This window comes from Mycobacterium sp. E2989 (assembly GCF_001667595.1).
Classification (GTDB): Bacteria; Actinomycetota; Actinomycetes; order Mycobacteriales; family Mycobacteriaceae; genus Mycobacterium.
In genome coordinates, this window is sequence record NZ_LZJX01000026.1 from 29,142 (window position 1) to 43,808 (window position 14,667).

A 14,667-nucleotide genomic window follows, 5' to 3' on the forward strand; every position below is an offset into this window, starting at 1 on the left:
CCGCACGCTCAAAGCCGTGACCGCGCACCCGATTTCGGTCACCCGAAGATGCCCGGCGGGGTCGCCGGCGCCCGCCGCAGAGCCTCTGGGTAAACGCGTGGATTGAGCGCATCCAGCGCGCCGGCCCGCAGGCCGGCCAGGGAATCGACGGCGTCCAGAAACCGTTGCCGCTCGGCGGGTTCCACGACGTCGCCGGCCAGCTGGGTGAACTTCTCGACGTACTGCGGGCGCCAGAACGGCCGCGCGCCCAGCGGATGCGCGTCGGCGACGGCCAACTCGTCGGAGATCACCTCCCCGCCGCGTAGCGTGATTTCGGCGCGCGCCCCGAACGCCTTCTGCGCCGGGTCGCTCGAGTGGTAGCGGCGCGTCCACTCCGGGTCCTCGACCGTGGAGATCTTGCGCCACAGCTCGATCGTGTCGGGCCGGTGCGCCCGTTCCGCGGCGTAGGAGCGTTCGTGATGCCACACCCCGTCCTGCAGGGCGACGGCGAAGATGTACGGCAGCGAATGGTCGAGCGTCTCCCGGGAAGCGTCCGGATCGAACTTCTGCGGATCCCCCGAGCCCGTTCCGATGACGACGTGGGTGTGGTGGCTCGTGCGAAGCACGATGGTCTCGACCTGACCGAGGTCGGGTATGCGCTCGCGCAGCCGCCGGGCCAGGTCGATCGGCGCCTGGCTTTGGTACTCCGCGGAATGCTCCTTGGTGAAGCTGTCTCCGATGGCGCGCTTGGGTTCTCCGGGGGCGGGCAGCGGCACGTGGTATTCGCGCTCGGGTCCGCCCAGCAGCCAGGCGATTACGCCGTCCTCGCCCTCCCAGATCGGGGCGGGCGATCCCTCGCCGCGCATGGCCCGGTCCACCGCCTCGATGCCGACCTTGCCGGCGTGCGCCGGGGCGAACGCCTTCCAGCTGGAGATCAGGCCCTTGCGGGACTGGCGGGTGCTGGTGGTCAGGTGCAGCGCCTGCCCGACCGCCTGGTAGATGGTCTCGGTGTCCAGTTTCAGCATGGTCCCGATGCCGGCGGCCACCGCCGGACCCAGATGCGCGACGTGGTCAATCTTGTGCTCGTGCAAGCAGATTCCGCGGGAGAGGTCGATCTGGATCTCGTAGGCGGTCGCCAGGCCGCGGATCAGGTCGGCGCCGCCGAGGCCCAGCTGCTGGGCGACCGCGACCAGCGGGGGGATGTTGTCGCCGGGGTGGGCGTACTCGGCGGCCAAAAACGTGTCGTGAAAGTCGAGTTCGCGCACCGCGACGCTGTTGGCCCACGCCGCCCACTCCGCCGAATAGGTGCCGTCGACGCCGAATACGTTGGCGCCGCAAGCCGCGGGATGGGCCAGCGCCTGCCGCCGCGCCACCGTCACCGGTCGACGCAACACCGCGGCCGCGCTGACCGCCGCGTTGTCGATGATCCGATTCGCCACCATCTCCGCGGTTTCCGCCTCGACGGCCACGGGATCGGCTGCGACTTCGGCGATCTTGGCCGCCAGGTGTTCGGCGCGGGGGAAGTCGTCCGAGCTGCGCCGCGCCCGAACCGTATGCATCAACACAAGTCCGCACCCTATGACCAACGCGCGCAGAAATCTGCGTTAACCCACCACCACCGGCACCGCCCGCGGTGTAGTTTGCTGCTGGGGCGGAACGAGGTTGAGGAGTCAGCCGTGTCAGAGGTCGATTACTGCGTGGTCGGAGCGGGATTCGCCGGTTTGACGGCCGCCCTGCGGCTGAAACAGGCGGGCCATTCGGTGGCCTTGCTGGAGGCGCGCGATCGGGTGGGGGGCCGCACCTTCACCGAGTACCGCCCGGACGGCACCTGGATCGATCGTGGCGGCGCGTGGATCGGGCCGGGCCAGGACCGCATCTATGCGTTGATGAACGAGTTCGGTGTGCCGGAGTACAAGCAGCACAATGACGGCGACGCGATGATGGTCGTCGGCGGCAAGAAGCACCGCTACGGCGGAACCATTCCGTGGACCATGAGCCCGTGGGCGGTCGCCAACCTCGGGATCGGCCTGGTCGCCATCGAGGAGATGTGCAAAGCCATTCCGCGCGAGGCCCCGTGGGAGGCGAAGAAGGCCAAGGAGTGGGACCGAATCAGCATCGGGGAATGGATCAACAACAAGACGGCGTCCAAGCAGGCCGCCGAGATGCTGGACATGGCCTTCGCCGGCCTCTACACGTCGGCGGCGTCGGAGACGTCGCTGCTGTGGGGGTTGCTCCAGACGGCGTCGGCCGGCGGGCTCACGTTCGCGATCTCGGGCAAGGGGGGCTCCCAGGATGCCCGCCCGGTCGGCGGGATGGGCGCCATCTACGGCCCAATCGCCGCGGAATTGGGTGACGCGCTACATCTTTCGCAGCCGGTCCGGCAAATCGCCCAGGACGCCGACGGCGTGACCGTCACCGCCGCCGACCTGACGGTGCGCGCGCGGCGCGTCATCGTCGCCATTCCGCTCGCGATCGCCACCTCGATCGTTTACGAGCCGATGCTCCCGGTGGACCGCGCGTTGCTGCACCAGCGCATGCCGAGCGGCGCGGTCGTCAAGACGTCCATCATTTACGACGAGCCGTTCTGGCGCGCCGACGGGCTCTCGGGCCAAACGGCCGCGCCGGGATCCCTGGCCAGCCTGACGATCGACGCCTGCACCGACACCGGCAACCCCGGGGTCATGTGCGTCATCACCGAAGGCCCCGCGGCGCGCCGGCTGACAAAGCTCGACGAGGCCGAGCGCAAAGCGGCCATCATCGGCGAGGTGGTCGACCGATTCGGCGATAAGGCCAGATCGCCGTCGGAATATCACGAGCAGAACTGGACCGTCGAGCGCTACTCCGGCGGCGGGATGATCGGCCACGCGCCGCCCGGCGTGCTGACCGAATTCGGCTACACCCTGCGCGAGCCATGCGGACGCATCCACTGGGCCGGAACCGAGAGCTCGGCCATCATGTGCGGGTGGATCGACGGCGCGATCCGCTCTGGCGAGCGCGCCGCGACCGAGGTCCGGGAAGCCGAGACCGCCGCGGTCGCCTGACCCCCAGCTAACCGGCTTGCTTAGCGGGCGGCCGGTAGAAGATGACCAGCTGGCCGATCGCGCCGGCCAGGCCCAACCCCACCGAGATCAGCAGGCCGCGCCAGCCGTCCATCCAGTTGTGCCCGAACACCACATAGTCCAGGCTGATCTTTCCCGCGCCCAGGGTGGCGATGGCGATGGCGCTGACCGCCAGGACCAGGTTGTACTCCCAGCCCTCCTTGACGATGAAGAATCCGTTGGCGCGGTGCACGGTCCAGGCCGCGACCAGCATCAACGACACGAAGCCCGCCGCGGGGATCGGGGTGAGCAGCCCGGCGGCCAGGCCCAGACCGGCGGCCATCTCGGTGGTGGCGGCCACGGTGGCGTGGAACTTGCCCGGCTTCATGCCGATGCTTTCGAACCACCGCGCGGTGCCCGGGATGCGGCCGCCACCGAAGAACTTGTTGTAGCCATGCGCGGCCAACGTCACGCCCAACACCAGCCGCAGGATCAGTAACCCGACGTCGTAGGGAGTCATACCTGCAAACCTAGATCATGGTGCTCCCCCGACAACAGGAGCGCCGAGCGGCCAGTCCACGTCCGTGTGGGACCATTGCGGGCGTTCCGGGCCATCAGCAACAGATCACGAGGGGGTGCACCACGGCTCGTATCGCACGAGGCAGCGGCGCCCGCCGTGACGCGTCCGGGTCCGCTTCCGACGGGCAATCCGTGGTGTTGTTGGACGGCACAGCGAATCACCCCCGAGAGCTGCTGGGCAACAAGGGCCACGGCATCGAGGCGATGCGCCGGCACGGTCTGCCGGTGCCCCCCGCGTTCTGCATCACCACCGAGGTGGGCCTGCGCTACCTCGCCGACCCCCGGGCGACGATGGACGCGATCTGGGACGACGTGCTGCACCGGATGAACTGGCTGGAGGCGCAGACGTCGCGCACGTTCGGGCGGGGCCCGCGTCCGTTGCTGGTCAGCGTCCGCTCCGGGGCGACCCAGTCGATGCCGGGCATGATGGACACGATCCTGGACCTCGGCATGAACGACGACGTGGAGCAGGCGCTGGCCGCGGCCGGGACCGCGGCGTTCGCCCGCGACACCCGCCAGCGGTTCGACCGCATGTACCGGCGCATCGTCGGCCCGGACGAGGTGCCCAACGACCCGTATGCCCAGCTGCGCGCCGGCATCGAGGCGGTGTTCGCCTCATGGAACTCGCCTCGTGCGGTCGCCTACCGCGCCCACCAAGGCGTCGACGATCTCAGCGGCACCGCGGTGGTGGTGCAGGCGATGGTGTTCGGCAATTTCGGCCCGAATTCCGGTGCGGGCGCTTTCATTTCACGCAACCCCATTTCCGGCGACAACGCACCCTTCGGCGAATGGCTGCCGGGCGGGCAGGGTGACGACGTGGTGTCCGGGTCGGTCGACGTCGAGCCGATCACCGCCCTGCGCGACGAACAGCCGGCGGTCTACGACGAGCTGCTGGACGCCGCAGGCAGATTGGAGCGGCTCGGCGCCGACGTGCAAGAGATCGAGTTCACCGTCGAAGAGGGCAGGCTGTGGCTGCTGCAGACCCGGGACGCTGAGCGGTCCGCGCAAGCCGCGGTGCGATTGGCGCTGCAGCTACGGCACGAGGGGCTCATCGACGACGCCGAGACGCTGCGGCGGGTCACCCCGGCGCACGTACGGACGCTGCTGCTACCCGCCCTTCAGCCCGAAATAAGGCTGTCGGCAAGGCTTTTGGCCAGAGGATTGCCGGCCTGCCCGGGCGTGGCGTCGGGCACGGCCTATACCGATGTCGATCAGGCCCTCGATGCCGCCGAGCGGGGCGAGTCGGTCATCCTGGTGCGCGACCACACCAGGCCGGAAGACGTCTCCGGCATGCTGGCCGCGCAGGGCATCGTCACCGAGGTCGGTGGCGCCGCCAGCCACGCGGCCGTCGTGAGCCGCGAACTCGGCCGAGTGGCCGTGGTCGGCTGCGGCCGCGGGGTCGCCGCATCGCTGGCCGGCAAGTCGATCACGGTCGACGGCGGCGAAGGCGAAGTGCGCGAAGGCAATTTGACCTTGTCCGCCTGGTCGGAGAGCGATACCCCGGAATTGCGGGAACTGGCCGACATCGCGCGGCGAATCAGCCCGCTGCGCGCGCACACCTCCGGTGACCACCCGCACCTGGATGACGCCGGGGAGGCCGCGGTCGCGGCCGCGATGGACGGCGGGCATACCGACGTCGTCTCGGCCACCCCGCTGATCGTCATGCTGACCGCGTTGCGCCTGACGGAAAAGCCCGCCTCATGACCGAACTGGCTGTGCTGCAAGCGGTTCGGCTGAAGGGCCGGGTGCGCCCCGAAGACCTGGCCGCGACGTTGAACGAGGACCCCGCCCGGGTGACCGAACTCGTCGAGCGGCTGACCGCCGCGGGCCTGTTGGCCGACGGCGCGGCGGTGCGGATCACCCCAAGCGGGCGCGAGCGGCTCGCGGCGCTGCTCGACGACGAGCGGCGCGGCGCCGACCGGGCCACGCTGGAAGCCGCCTACGACGACTTTCGTCCGGTCAACGCCGATTTCAAGTCTCTCGTGACCGACTGGCAGCTCAAGGGCGGCCCGGGCGGCAGCGCCAACACCCACGACGACGCGGAATACGATGCCGCGGTGCTGGCCCGGCTCGACAAGGTGCACGCGCGGGTGCTGCCGATCGTCGAGGCGGCCACGGCTCAGCTGCCGCGGTTGAGCATCTACTCGGCGAAACTTGCTGCGGCGCTGCGCAAAATCCGCGATGGGGACCCCGCCTGGCTGACCAGGCCGCTCGTGGACTCGTATCACACCGTGTGGTTTGAGCTGCACGAGGAGCTGATCTCCGCGGTCGGCCTGACGCGCGAGGAGGCGGCCCGATCCGGCGACGCGCAGTAGGGCTAGAGCGCCGCGTCCAGCAGCCGCACGTAGGCGTCGATGTCGGGAACGGCCGTCTCGGCCGCGTGCACGCTGATCGCGATCGTGTCGCCGATGCCATGCACGCCGTGTGTCAGGCCCATCGCCGGCGACAGCGCCGGGTAGCCCGCCGTCAGCGCCACCCGGGCGTCACCGAAGGCCAGGTCGGCGGCCCCGCGGTTCACGCTGGACAGCACGGTGTTGCCGGACACCTGCGACGGGCGGGCTTCGAAGTCGAATTGGGCTACGCCCCAACGCAATAGCGACGCGGGCACCGCGGCGAAGGCTTGGTCGGCGTGGCGCGTCGCCGGGTGGGCGAAGCGACGCCGTCCGTTGGCAAGCTCCGCGGCGATCCGTTCCTCGCGGGCCTGTACGTCCAGCGCCGGGTACAGGCCAACAATGACGTTGCCGAAGTGGTTATATGCCCGCGCCACACCGGGTTTGGCCATCGGGACCTCGGCGCCCAGGGTGTCGGCGGCATCGCCCAGCAGCTGGGACAGGGCCGTCGACACCGCGCTCAGCGCACCCACCGTGACGGTGGGACCGCGCAATTGCGAACGGTGTCGCACCAGCGTGCGCACCGATCGGGCCGGCCCGGGCCGCGCGTTCGTCGGCAGCGGGGGCCGCGGGCCGGCGCCGGCGGCCTCCACCCCGGAGCGAATGTCGCGGGTCAATTGGCGATGCGCCCGAGCCGCCCGGGCGGCGCGCCACGGCAGGAAGCCGGACCGCAACCGTCGCACGGCGGGCACGAGATCCGCCCGGCCGAACAGCCAGGCCGCCATGGCCGACGCTCGCGCCCCGTCCGCCAGCGCGTGCGCGACCTGCATGACCGCCACGCTCGCCGGGCCGGTGACGCCCGGGATGCCCAGCACGGGGGTGAAGACGTGCAGCCGCCAGGGCATCCGTTGGACGTCCAGCTGATCAGCGGACAGGGCGACGACGGCCGCCAGGCAACGCACCCACGTCGGGTCGTCGAGGTCGTGGCGCACCACCCGGTCGGCCGTCACGGCCGCCGACACCCACTGCGGGTACCTCAGCCGGCCGCGGTCGCGGACCCGCAGGGCCAGCTCCGGGCAGGCGCGGGCCCGCCCCAAGACCTGCTCGACGGCGGCCGAATAGTCCGCGGGTTCGCCGTCAAACGCGTACAGCAGGAACTCGTCGTTGGGGATCTTGGCCGACATCCAGTAGAACTGCGCGTCGACAGCGGCCATCCGCTGCGCGGCCATTCAGCCGGCTGAGCCGATGAACCCGAGCACCAGGTCGGCGACCTTGTCGGGCTGTTCGAGCTGCAGGAAGTGTCCCGCGTGATCGACGATCGCCACCTCGCTGCCCGGCGGCAGCACCTTCTCCGCCCAGCGGGCGAAAGCCGGTGTCATGCAACCGTCGTCGCGGCCGTGCAGGTACAGGCACGGCCACACGGGCTCCGCGGTCCACAGCTCGTTCAATTTGGCATATCGCGCCGGCGGCCGGGTGTTGCGGATCGTGGCGCGGTACGGCCCCAGCGCCGCGCGCCAGCTCTCCGGCGTCCCGATCGCCGCGTCGACGTGGCGCAGGTCCTCGTCGGCGCGATAGCCCGGCGACCACCGCCGCCACAGCAGCGGCAGCACCCAGGACGCGGAACGCTCGGGCAGCCAAGGCAATTGGAAGTACATGATGTACCAGCTGCGCAGCATTTGACGCGCCAGGTGCCCGGCCAGTCGCCCGCGTTCCGCGGCGCCGCCCCGGCGACGGAACGCCGCCGAGGGCGGCACCGACATGATCACCGCCTTGGTGAACGGGCTGTCGGGCATGGCGGCCAGGCCGGTGGCGGCGATCGCTCCCCAGTCGTGGCCGATCACCACGTCACGGTCGGTGCCCCCCGCTGCCTCGCGCACCCGCAGGGCGTCGTCGATCATCGCCCCGACGTGATAGCTGCCGTCGGCGGCGATCGACGACGGCGCGTACCCGCGCATGAACGGCGCCACCACCCGCCACCCGGCGTCGACGAGCCGCGGGGCGATCTTGCGAAAGCCGTAGGGGGTGTCGGGGAAGCCGTGCAGGCACAGCGCGACGGGGGCATCGCGTGGCCCCCAGGTGAGTGCCTTCAGGTCCCCGGCGGGGCCGGGCACGTCGATCCAGCCTGGTTCACCCATATTGACTCCCTGTTCGGCGCGTCCGCACCGACCAACCTAACGCGTGCCGGTCGACGACGCACCGACCGCATGCCCATGGGAGTCAAAAACACTATGCCGCAGGCGGTTTCGCTACACCTGCGCGGCGGCGCTGTCCAGCTCCGCGATGATGATCTTCCGCATGCCGTACATCGCCTGGGTGGCGGCCGCCGCGCGGGCCCGATCGGGGCCGCCGATCAGCTCGTAGAGCCGGTCGGGGACGATTTGCCAGCTCAGCCCGAAGCGGTCTTTGCACCAACCGCATTGCGATTCCTCGCCGCCATCGGTCAGCCGCTCCCAGTAGTAGTCGACCTCCTCCTGGTCCTTGCAGTGGACGGTGAAGGACACCGCTTCGCTGAACTGGAAGTGCGGGCCGCCGTTGATGCCGATGAACCGGCTGCCGTCCAACACGAAGCTGCCCGACAGGACCGTGCCCGGTTCACCCGGTCCGGCCTCGGTGGTTCGGTTGAACCCCTCGATGTGCGAGTTGGGGAACACCGAGGTGTAGAACTCGGCCGCCTCCTGCAGGTTGTGGTCGAACCATAACGACGGGGTGATCGCTGGCATGGGGTCGTGGCCTCCTTGTCGGCTCGTTCGGTACGTCATGACAGACCCCGGCGGCGGCGAAAACTCACCGCGCCGTCGACCCTGGAAACGGTCTAGGTAACGTCAGGTCGCATGAGCACCGTCACCAGCACCCCCGAGACGGTCGAGTTTTCCGGGGCCGGTGGGATCACCCTGGTCGCCGACGAGTGGAATCGCGGCACCGACGGTGCGGGACGGCCCAGCGTGCTCATGCTGCACGGCGGCGGCCAGAACCGGCATTCCTGGAAGAACACCGGCCAGGTCCTGGCCGATCAGGGCCTGCACGTCGTGGCGCTGGACAGCCGTGGTCATGGGGACAGCGATCGCGCACCCAACGCCGACTACGACGTGGACACGTTGACCGCCGACGTGTTGAAGGTGATCGGCGCGATCGGCCGGCCGGTGATGATCATCGGGGCGAGCATGGGCGGCCTGACCGGCATCCTCGCCGCTCACCGGGCCGGCCCGGCGAGCGTGACCCGCCTGGTCCTCGTCGACGTGGTGCCCCGCTTCGAGAAGGGCGGCAGCGCCCGCATTCGCGACTTCATGATCAGCGGCCTCGACGGTTTCGACTCTCTCGACGAGGCCGCCGACGCCGTCGCCGCCTACCTGCCGTACCGGGAGAAGCCGCGCAGCCCCGAAGGGCTGAAGAAGAACCTGCGCCTACGCGATGGCCGCTGGTACTGGCACTGGGACCCGGCGTTCATGACCAAACCCGGCGACGATCCCGAGCTCCGGACGGAGAAGTTCGAGCAGGCCGCCAAGAGCCTGTCGATTCCCGTCCTGCTCATCCGCGGGAAGCTGTCCGACGTCGTGAGCCCCGAAGGGGTCCGCCATTTCCTCGCCACCGTGCCCCGCGCGGAGTTCGTCGAGCTGTCCAACGCCGGGCACACGGCGGCCGGCGACGACAACGACGCGTTCAGCGACGCCGTGGTGAAGTTCGTCAAACGGCACTAGTTAGCCGGCTTCTCCGCGTGACCGCCGAACTGCTTGCGCATCGCCGACAGCGCCTTGTTGGCGAAGTCATCGAGTGAGCGCGAGGCGAAGCGGGACTGCAACGCGGTCGTCAGCACGGGCGACGGCACGCCCTCGTCGATCGCCGCGATGGCGGTCCAGCGGCCCTCCCCGGAGTCGGAGACCCGTCCCGAGAACTCCTTGAGGTCGGGCGATTCGCGCAGCGCGCTCGCGGTCAGGTCCAGCAGCCAGGAGCCGATGACGCTGCCGCGGCGCCACACCTCGGCGACCTCGGGGATGTCGAAATCGTATTGGTAGTACTCCGGATTCGACAGCGGCGCCGTCTCGGCGTCCCCCTGCTCGATGTGCTTGCCGATGTCGGCGTTGCGCAGGATGTTCAACCCCTCGGCGAGCGAGGCCATCATCCCGTACTCGATGCCGTTGTGCACCATCTTCACGAAGTGCCCGGCGCCGGACGGCCCGCAATGCAGGTAACCCTTTTCCGATCGCGCGACCTCACCGGTGCGCCCGGGGGTGCGCGGCGCCGCGTCCACCCCGGGTGCGACGCTCGCGAAGATCGGTTCGGCGTGCAGGAAAGCGTCGTCGTCGCCGCCGATCATCAGGCAGTAGCCGCGTTCCCGGCCCCACACGCCTCCGCTGGTGCCGCAGTCGAGTAGATGAATTCCCTTGTCCGACAGCGTCTTCGCGTGGGTGATGTCGTCGCGGTAGTACGAGTTGCCACCGTCGATCACGATGTCGTCGGCCTCCAGCGTGGTGGCCAACTCGTCGATGACCCCCGTCGTGATGGTCCCCGCCGGCACCATCACCCAGACGACCCGTGGCGCGGTCAGCTTCTCGGCGAGCTCCTGCAGCGACGACACCCCGGTGGTTCGCTCCTCCCCCGACATCGCCTTGACTGCGTCGGGGTTGTGGTCGTAGACCACGCATTCGTGTCCGTCCTTGGCGACCCGGCGGACGATGTTCGCTCCCATCCGGCCGAGGCCGATCATCCCGAGCTGCATCTCTTCTCGATCTCCTTACTGTGACGACGTCTGCTTCGGCAGCCACGGCTCCTGCCAGCTGCGGTGGCCGTGCAGCAACGACTGCGCGGCCTCGGGTCCCCAGGTGCCCTGGTCGTAGTGGTGGATCCGGCCCGGCTTGTCCAGCACCGGCTGCACGATCCGCCAGGTCTCCTCGATCGCGTCTTCCCGGGCGAACAGCTGCCGATCCCCGGTGAGCGCGGCGTACAGGAGCCGTTCGTAGGGGCGCACGGCTTCCCCGAGATCCTCGGCGAACGAGGAGTCCAGGTGCACGTCGTGCCAGCCGTCGCCGACCTGGGCGGACAACTGCAGCCGCATGCCCGGATCGGGATCGATGCGCAGCACGATCTGGTTGGGCTCGGGCGGCCGGCGGTTCGGCAGGAACGAGAACCCCGGAACGTGGTGGAGGAACATCCGCACCTCGGTGACCTTCTCCGGCAGCGCCTTTCCCGCACGCAGGAAGATCGGCACGCCGGCCCAGCGCCAGTTGTCGATCTCGGTGCGCAGCGCGATATAGGTCTCGGTCTGCGAATCCTTGGCCACCCCGTCGACGTCGGTGTAGCCGCGGTACTGGCCACGCACGCAACGCTCGGGATCCAGCGCGGGCATCGCCCGGAACACCTCGGCCTTCTTGTCGTTCAGGTCGTCGGCGCTGGGACCGACCGGGGGTTCCATCGCGACCAGCGCGAGCACCTGCAGCAAATGGTTCTGCACGACGTCACGCAGGGCGCCCACCGCGTCGTAGAACTTGCCGCGGTCCTCGATGCCGAAGTCCTCGGCCATGGTGATGTGGATTTCGGAAATGCTGTCGCGGTCCCACACCTTGGCCAGGGCGTTGTTCGCGAAGCGCAGGTACTGCAGTTCCTCGACGGGTTGCTTGCCCAGGAAGTGGTCGACGCGCAGGATCTGGTCCTCGTCGAGCACCGCGCGCAGCCGGGCGTTCAGGTCCCGCGCGGAGGCCAGGTCGTGGCCGAACGGCTTTTCCACCGCGACGCGCGCGCACTCCAGCAGGTCGGCCTTGGCCAGGTTTTCGACGATCGGCGCGAACAAGGACGGCGGCATTTCCAGGTAGTACAGCGGGCGGCAGTCCTTGCCGATCTTCTGGGCGAGCTGGCCGTAGAGCTGTTCGTCGGTGACGTCGCCGTGCAGGTAGGACAGCCGGCCGGCCAGACGGTCGAACACCGCGTCGTCGAACTTCTCACCGGAGGCCTTGATGGCGTCGCGGGCCCGCTCGACGAGTTTCTCGAGCGGGATGTCGTCGCTGGCCACCCCGATGATCGGGATGTCCAACAACTCGCGCGCCTCGAGGCGGTACAGGGCGCGATAGGTCATCTTGCGCGCCAAGTCGCCGGTGATGCCGAAGATCACCAGCTTGTTCGAGGAGCTGTCACCGCCGTCAGCCAAGCCCGCACCCTTCGATAGTCGTTGGCTCTTTGAAGACTCACTACCCGCGGCGGTCGGACCTAACACTAGACACCGCGCCCAGGCCCGACAACCTCACGCCATCGCGGCATTTGGCAGGATGCTTGCGTGGGCGACGCGCTGCATATCACGGTCTACGTACTGGCAGGCCTCGCCGTGATCGAGGGAGTCGGCCTCGCCGTGCTGTCCCGCCTGCTGGTGCGCAGCCGCGAGGAGATCGAGGAGTTGCGGCACCGCACCGACGCTCGCACTCAGCTGCTGTCCGGTGGGCGCGAGGCGGTCAAGCGGGTGTGGAACACCGCCAACCTGTTGCGCAAGGAAGGGTTCGGCGCGGCCGTACGCAGCTCGATCGAGGACCTCGCCGACTGGGCCGAGGTGGAGCGGCCCGACCTGGCCCGGGTCACGCCGGACGGCCGGGTGGTGATCCTGTTCTCCGACATCGAGGAATCCACCGCCCTCAACGAGCGCATCGGCGACCGGGCCTGGGTCAAGCTCATTGCGGCGCACGACAAGCTGGTGTCGGACCTGGTGCAGAAGCGGTCCGGTCACGTGGTGAAGAGCCAGGGCGACGGTTTCATGGTCGCCTTCTCCCGCGCCGACCAAGCGGTGCGATGTGGCGTCGACCTACAGCGCGCGCTGCGCAAGGACGCAAAACGCAAGCGGCACGAGGAGATTCGCGTTCGGATCGGCATCCACATGGGTCGCTCGGTACGCCGCGGCGACGACCTGTTCGGCCGCAACGTCGCGATGGCGGCGCGGGTGGCGGGCAAGGCCGCCGGCGGCGAGATCTTGGTGAGTCAACCGGTGCGGGATGCCCTTTCCGACTGCGACGACATCGGCTTCGACGGGGGCCGCGAGGTTGAACTGAAAGGCTTTTCGGGGACCTATTCGCTGTTCGCGGTGGAGGCCCCGCCCGATCCCGATCTGGACTGAAAACCATCCGCTTCGTATTCGGCCAGCCGTTGATGCAGGCGGGACCGGACCTCGTCGGCGGTGTAGGCGCGCCGTTTGCGTTGGTCGCGAACCACCAGCGCGCCGCCGGCGACGACGCCGGCGACGCCGGCCAGCCCAAGCCATTTCCACACACTGCGCATCACCACAGCGTATGCGCCCTGTGATTAACTTTGTGTGCTCTTGCAACCGGACACAGGCATCGACAGGCTCATGACGCTGACCCTCGATGAGGCGCTGAACGAAACTCGCACCGGCGATCTTTGGTTGTTCCGCGGCCGCTCGCGGCCCGACCGCGCGATTCAGACGTTGACCAACGCCCCGGTGAACCACGTCGGCATGACGGTGGCCATCGACGACCTGCCGCCGTTGATCTGGCATGCCGAGTTGGGCGACAAGCTCGTCGACATGTGGACCGGCACCAACCACCGCGGCGTGCAACTCAATGACCTGCAGCAGGCGGTCCTGCAGTGGACCCAGCGATACCAGCAGCGGTGCTGGCTGCGTCAGCTGACGCCGAATCCCACCCGCGACCAGGAGAACAAGCTGCTGCGCGTGATCGCGCGCATGGACGGGACGGCGTTTCCCACCACCGCCCGGCTGACCGGTCGCTGGTTCCGTGGGCGCCTGCCCACCATCAACGACTGGGTGCGGGGAATCCCGGTGGTGGACAGCAAGATTCGAGAGCAGACCCGGCGCCGACGGGAACAGCGCAAGATGAGCCTTTCCACGGCTTATTGCGCGGAGACGGTGGCGATCACCTACGAGGAGATGGGGCTGCTCAACACCGACAAGGGCACGAACTGGTTCGACCCGGGCAAGTTCTGGAGCGGTGATGTGCTTCCGCTCGCGCCTGGCTACCGACTGGGCGACGAAATCGCGGTCACCGTAGGCGAAATCGGCTAGTCGACCGACATCTCACTCAGTTCGGACCACCCCGCCGCGTCGATCGTCTGGTTGATGATCTTGGGCGTGGACTTCAGCGCCTGGGGAAGCTCGCGCATCGCCCGCTTGAAGTGGTCGCTGTTGACGTGGACGCCGCCCGCCTCGTCGTCACGGAACGCCTCTACCAAGACGTACTCGGCGGGGTTGTCCAGGCTGCGCGACCACTCGAACCACAGGTTGCCCTCCTCCGCGCGCGTGGCGGCGGTGAAGGAGGCGACGAGATCGGGCCAGCGGTCCGTCCAGTCCGGTTTGGTCTCGAATTTGACGACGATGAAGATCATGGCCGGCCCCCGTCTCGCTCGTCTGGAAGATGTGCCGCGACGCCACCGAGCAGGCACCAGCATATTCGCAACCGGTCGGGGGACGCCGCCAGCAAAGTGCGCCCCGGGCATCTGAATGGATGCCCGGGGCGCACTATCGGTTTGCTTGCTCGCTCTCGCGAAGCGCCGAAGCACCGCGCAAAGTGGCCTGGCTCACAGTTGCTGTGCATTCGGAGCTATTTCACTTCGCACCACGGTCCGTGCTATTTGCGTGTCCTATACGCGTCTAATAGCCACGCAATAGATTGAGGCCTTCGCGAATTCAATTCGTTAGGGATTCGCAATTCCCGGATCGCCGGGCGGCGGCTGTTGGCCGAGTGCGTGGCCACGCCGCGCGCGGTGCTGCTCGTCTCGCCCAGCGCGCGACTGGC

Annotated in this window: 15 protein-coding genes; 6 read left to right on the forward strand and 9 right to left on the reverse strand. The window is 68.8% G+C overall.

Annotated features, from left to right (window positions below):
* Positions 1 to 38: 38 nt before the first annotated feature.
* Positions 39 to 1,538: a 2-methylcitrate dehydratase PrpD gene (gene prpD, locus A5680_RS06380; protein ID WP_082970280.1), complete on the reverse strand. Its 1,500-nt coding sequence runs from the start codon at positions 1,536 to 1,538 to the stop codon at positions 39 to 41.
* Positions 1,539 to 1,655: 117 nt separating this feature from the next.
* Here prpD and A5680_RS06385 point away from each other — a divergent pair, with 117 nt between their 5' ends.
* Positions 1,656 to 3,020, forward strand: a complete 1,365-nt coding sequence (locus tag A5680_RS06385; RefSeq protein WP_369827616.1) for a flavin monoamine oxidase family protein — start codon at positions 1,656 to 1,658, stop codon at positions 3,018 to 3,020.
* Positions 3,021 to 3,027: 7 nt separating this feature from the next.
* On the opposite strand, the gene A5680_RS06390 is transcribed toward A5680_RS06385, so the two are convergent.
* Positions 3,028 to 3,537 carry a DoxX family protein gene (locus A5680_RS06390; protein ID WP_055398923.1) on the reverse strand — a complete coding sequence of 170 codons (510 nt, stop codon included), beginning with the start codon at positions 3,535 to 3,537 and terminating at the stop codon, positions 3,028 to 3,030.
* 191 nt (positions 3,538 to 3,728) lie between these two features.
* Between A5680_RS06390 and A5680_RS06395 the strand changes: the two genes are divergently transcribed.
* Both A5680_RS06395 and A5680_RS06400 read left to right on the forward strand, forming a co-directional pair.
* A complete protein-coding gene (locus A5680_RS06395) occupies positions 3,729 to 5,300 on the forward strand; it encodes a pyruvate, phosphate dikinase (protein WP_067817382.1) in 1,572 nt (523 codons plus the stop codon).
* Positions 5,297 to 5,911 carry a winged helix DNA-binding protein gene (locus A5680_RS06400; RefSeq protein WP_067817385.1) on the forward strand — a complete coding sequence of 205 codons (615 nt, stop codon included), beginning with the start codon at positions 5,297 to 5,299 and terminating at the stop codon, positions 5,909 to 5,911. Before A5680_RS06395 ends, A5680_RS06400 begins: the two co-directional genes overlap by 4 nt.
* Before the next feature lie 2 nt (positions 5,912 to 5,913).
* Here the strand turns inward: A5680_RS06400 and A5680_RS06405 are convergent, their stop codons facing one another.
* From A5680_RS06405 to A5680_RS06415, 3 genes are all read right to left on the reverse strand, one after another.
* A complete protein-coding gene (locus A5680_RS06405; RefSeq protein ID WP_067817388.1) occupies positions 5,914 to 7,155 on the reverse strand; it encodes a WS/DGAT domain-containing protein in 1,242 nt (413 codons plus the stop codon).
* On the reverse strand, positions 7,156 to 8,061 hold the full coding sequence (locus tag A5680_RS06410) for an alpha/beta fold hydrolase (RefSeq protein WP_067817392.1): 906 nt from the start codon (positions 8,059 to 8,061) through the stop codon (positions 7,156 to 7,158).
* A 111-nt stretch (positions 8,062 to 8,172) separates the two neighbouring features.
* On the reverse strand, positions 8,173 to 8,646 hold the full coding sequence (locus A5680_RS06415) for a VOC family protein (RefSeq protein WP_067817395.1): 474 nt from the start codon (positions 8,644 to 8,646) through the stop codon (positions 8,173 to 8,175).
* Between the two features lie 111 nt (positions 8,647 to 8,757).
* Here A5680_RS06415 and A5680_RS06420 point away from each other — a divergent pair, with 111 nt between their 5' ends.
* Positions 8,758 to 9,621, forward strand: a complete 864-nt coding sequence (locus tag A5680_RS06420; RefSeq protein ID WP_055405588.1) for an alpha/beta fold hydrolase — start codon at positions 8,758 to 8,760, stop codon at positions 9,619 to 9,621.
* Here the strand turns inward: A5680_RS06420 and gnd are convergent.
* Entirely contained in the window at positions 9,618 to 10,640 is a 1,023-nt protein-coding gene (gene gnd / locus A5680_RS06425) for a phosphogluconate dehydrogenase (NAD(+)-dependent, decarboxylating) (RefSeq protein ID WP_067817397.1), read from the reverse strand. The genes A5680_RS06420 and gnd overlap by 4 nt on opposite strands.
* Before the next feature lie 15 nt (positions 10,641 to 10,655).
* The gene (locus A5680_RS06430) at positions 10,656 to 12,062 is read right to left on the reverse strand and encodes a glucose-6-phosphate dehydrogenase (protein ID WP_067817400.1); all 1,407 of its coding nucleotides are present in this window, start codon (positions 12,060 to 12,062) and stop codon (positions 10,656 to 10,658) included.
* A gap of 126 nt (positions 12,063 to 12,188) precedes the next feature.
* Here A5680_RS06430 and A5680_RS06435 point away from each other — a divergent pair, with 126 nt between their 5' ends.
* Entirely contained in the window at positions 12,189 to 13,013 is an 825-nt protein-coding gene (locus A5680_RS06435; protein WP_067817403.1) for an adenylate/guanylate cyclase domain-containing protein, read from the forward strand.
* On the opposite strand, the gene A5680_RS06440 is transcribed toward A5680_RS06435, so the two are convergent.
* On the reverse strand, positions 12,965 to 13,174 hold the full coding sequence (locus A5680_RS06440) for a hypothetical protein (RefSeq protein ID WP_055405643.1): 210 nt from the start codon (positions 13,172 to 13,174) through the stop codon (positions 12,965 to 12,967). The genes A5680_RS06435 and A5680_RS06440 overlap by 49 nt on opposite strands.
* A gap of 70 nt (positions 13,175 to 13,244) precedes the next feature.
* On the opposite strand from A5680_RS06440, the gene A5680_RS06445 reads away from it, so the two are divergent.
* The gene (locus A5680_RS06445) at positions 13,245 to 13,937 is read left to right on the forward strand and encodes a guanylate cyclase (protein ID WP_067817407.1); all 693 of its coding nucleotides are present in this window, start codon (positions 13,245 to 13,247) and stop codon (positions 13,935 to 13,937) included.
* Here the strand turns inward: A5680_RS06445 and A5680_RS06450 are convergent.
* Positions 13,934 to 14,257, reverse strand: a complete 324-nt coding sequence (locus tag A5680_RS06450; protein ID WP_067817412.1) for a putative quinol monooxygenase — start codon at positions 14,255 to 14,257, stop codon at positions 13,934 to 13,936. The genes A5680_RS06445 and A5680_RS06450 overlap by 4 nt on opposite strands.
* Positions 14,258 to 14,667 lie beyond the last annotated feature (410 nt).

Excerpts from the sequence above, each read along its gene's own strand:
- A5680_RS06400 (WP_067817385.1), top strand. The coding sequence starts at position 5,297 with ATGACCGAACTGGCTGTGCTGCAAGCGGTTCGGCTGAAGGGCCGGGTG.
- A5680_RS06450 (WP_067817412.1), bottom strand. The coding sequence starts at position 14,257 with ATGATCTTCATCGTCGTCAAATTCGAGACCAAACCGGACTGGACGGAC.
- A5680_RS06410 (WP_067817392.1), bottom strand. The coding sequence starts at position 8,061 with ATGGGTGAACCAGGCTGGATCGACGTGCCCGGCCCCGCCGGGGACCTG.
- A5680_RS06415 (WP_067817395.1), bottom strand. The coding sequence starts at position 8,646 with ATGCCAGCGATCACCCCGTCGTTATGGTTCGACCACAACCTGCAGGAG.
- A5680_RS06405 (WP_067817388.1), bottom strand. The coding sequence starts at position 7,155 with ATGGCCGCGCAGCGGATGGCCGCTGTCGACGCGCAGTTCTACTGGATG.
- gnd (WP_067817397.1), bottom strand. The coding sequence starts at position 10,640 with ATGCAGCTCGGGATGATCGGCCTCGGCCGGATGGGAGCGAACATCGTC.
- A5680_RS06390 (WP_055398923.1), bottom strand. The coding sequence starts at position 3,537 with ATGACTCCCTACGACGTCGGGTTACTGATCCTGCGGCTGGTGTTGGGC.
- A5680_RS06445 (WP_067817407.1), top strand. The coding sequence starts at position 13,245 with ATGACGCTGACCCTCGATGAGGCGCTGAACGAAACTCGCACCGGCGAT.
- A5680_RS06440 (WP_055405643.1), bottom strand. The coding sequence starts at position 13,174 with ATGCGCAGTGTGTGGAAATGGCTTGGGCTGGCCGGCGTCGCCGGCGTC.
- A5680_RS06420 (WP_055405588.1), top strand. The coding sequence starts at position 8,758 with ATGAGCACCGTCACCAGCACCCCCGAGACGGTCGAGTTTTCCGGGGCC.
- prpD (WP_082970280.1), bottom strand. The coding sequence starts at position 1,538 with ATGCATACGGTTCGGGCGCGGCGCAGCTCGGACGACTTCCCCCGCGCC.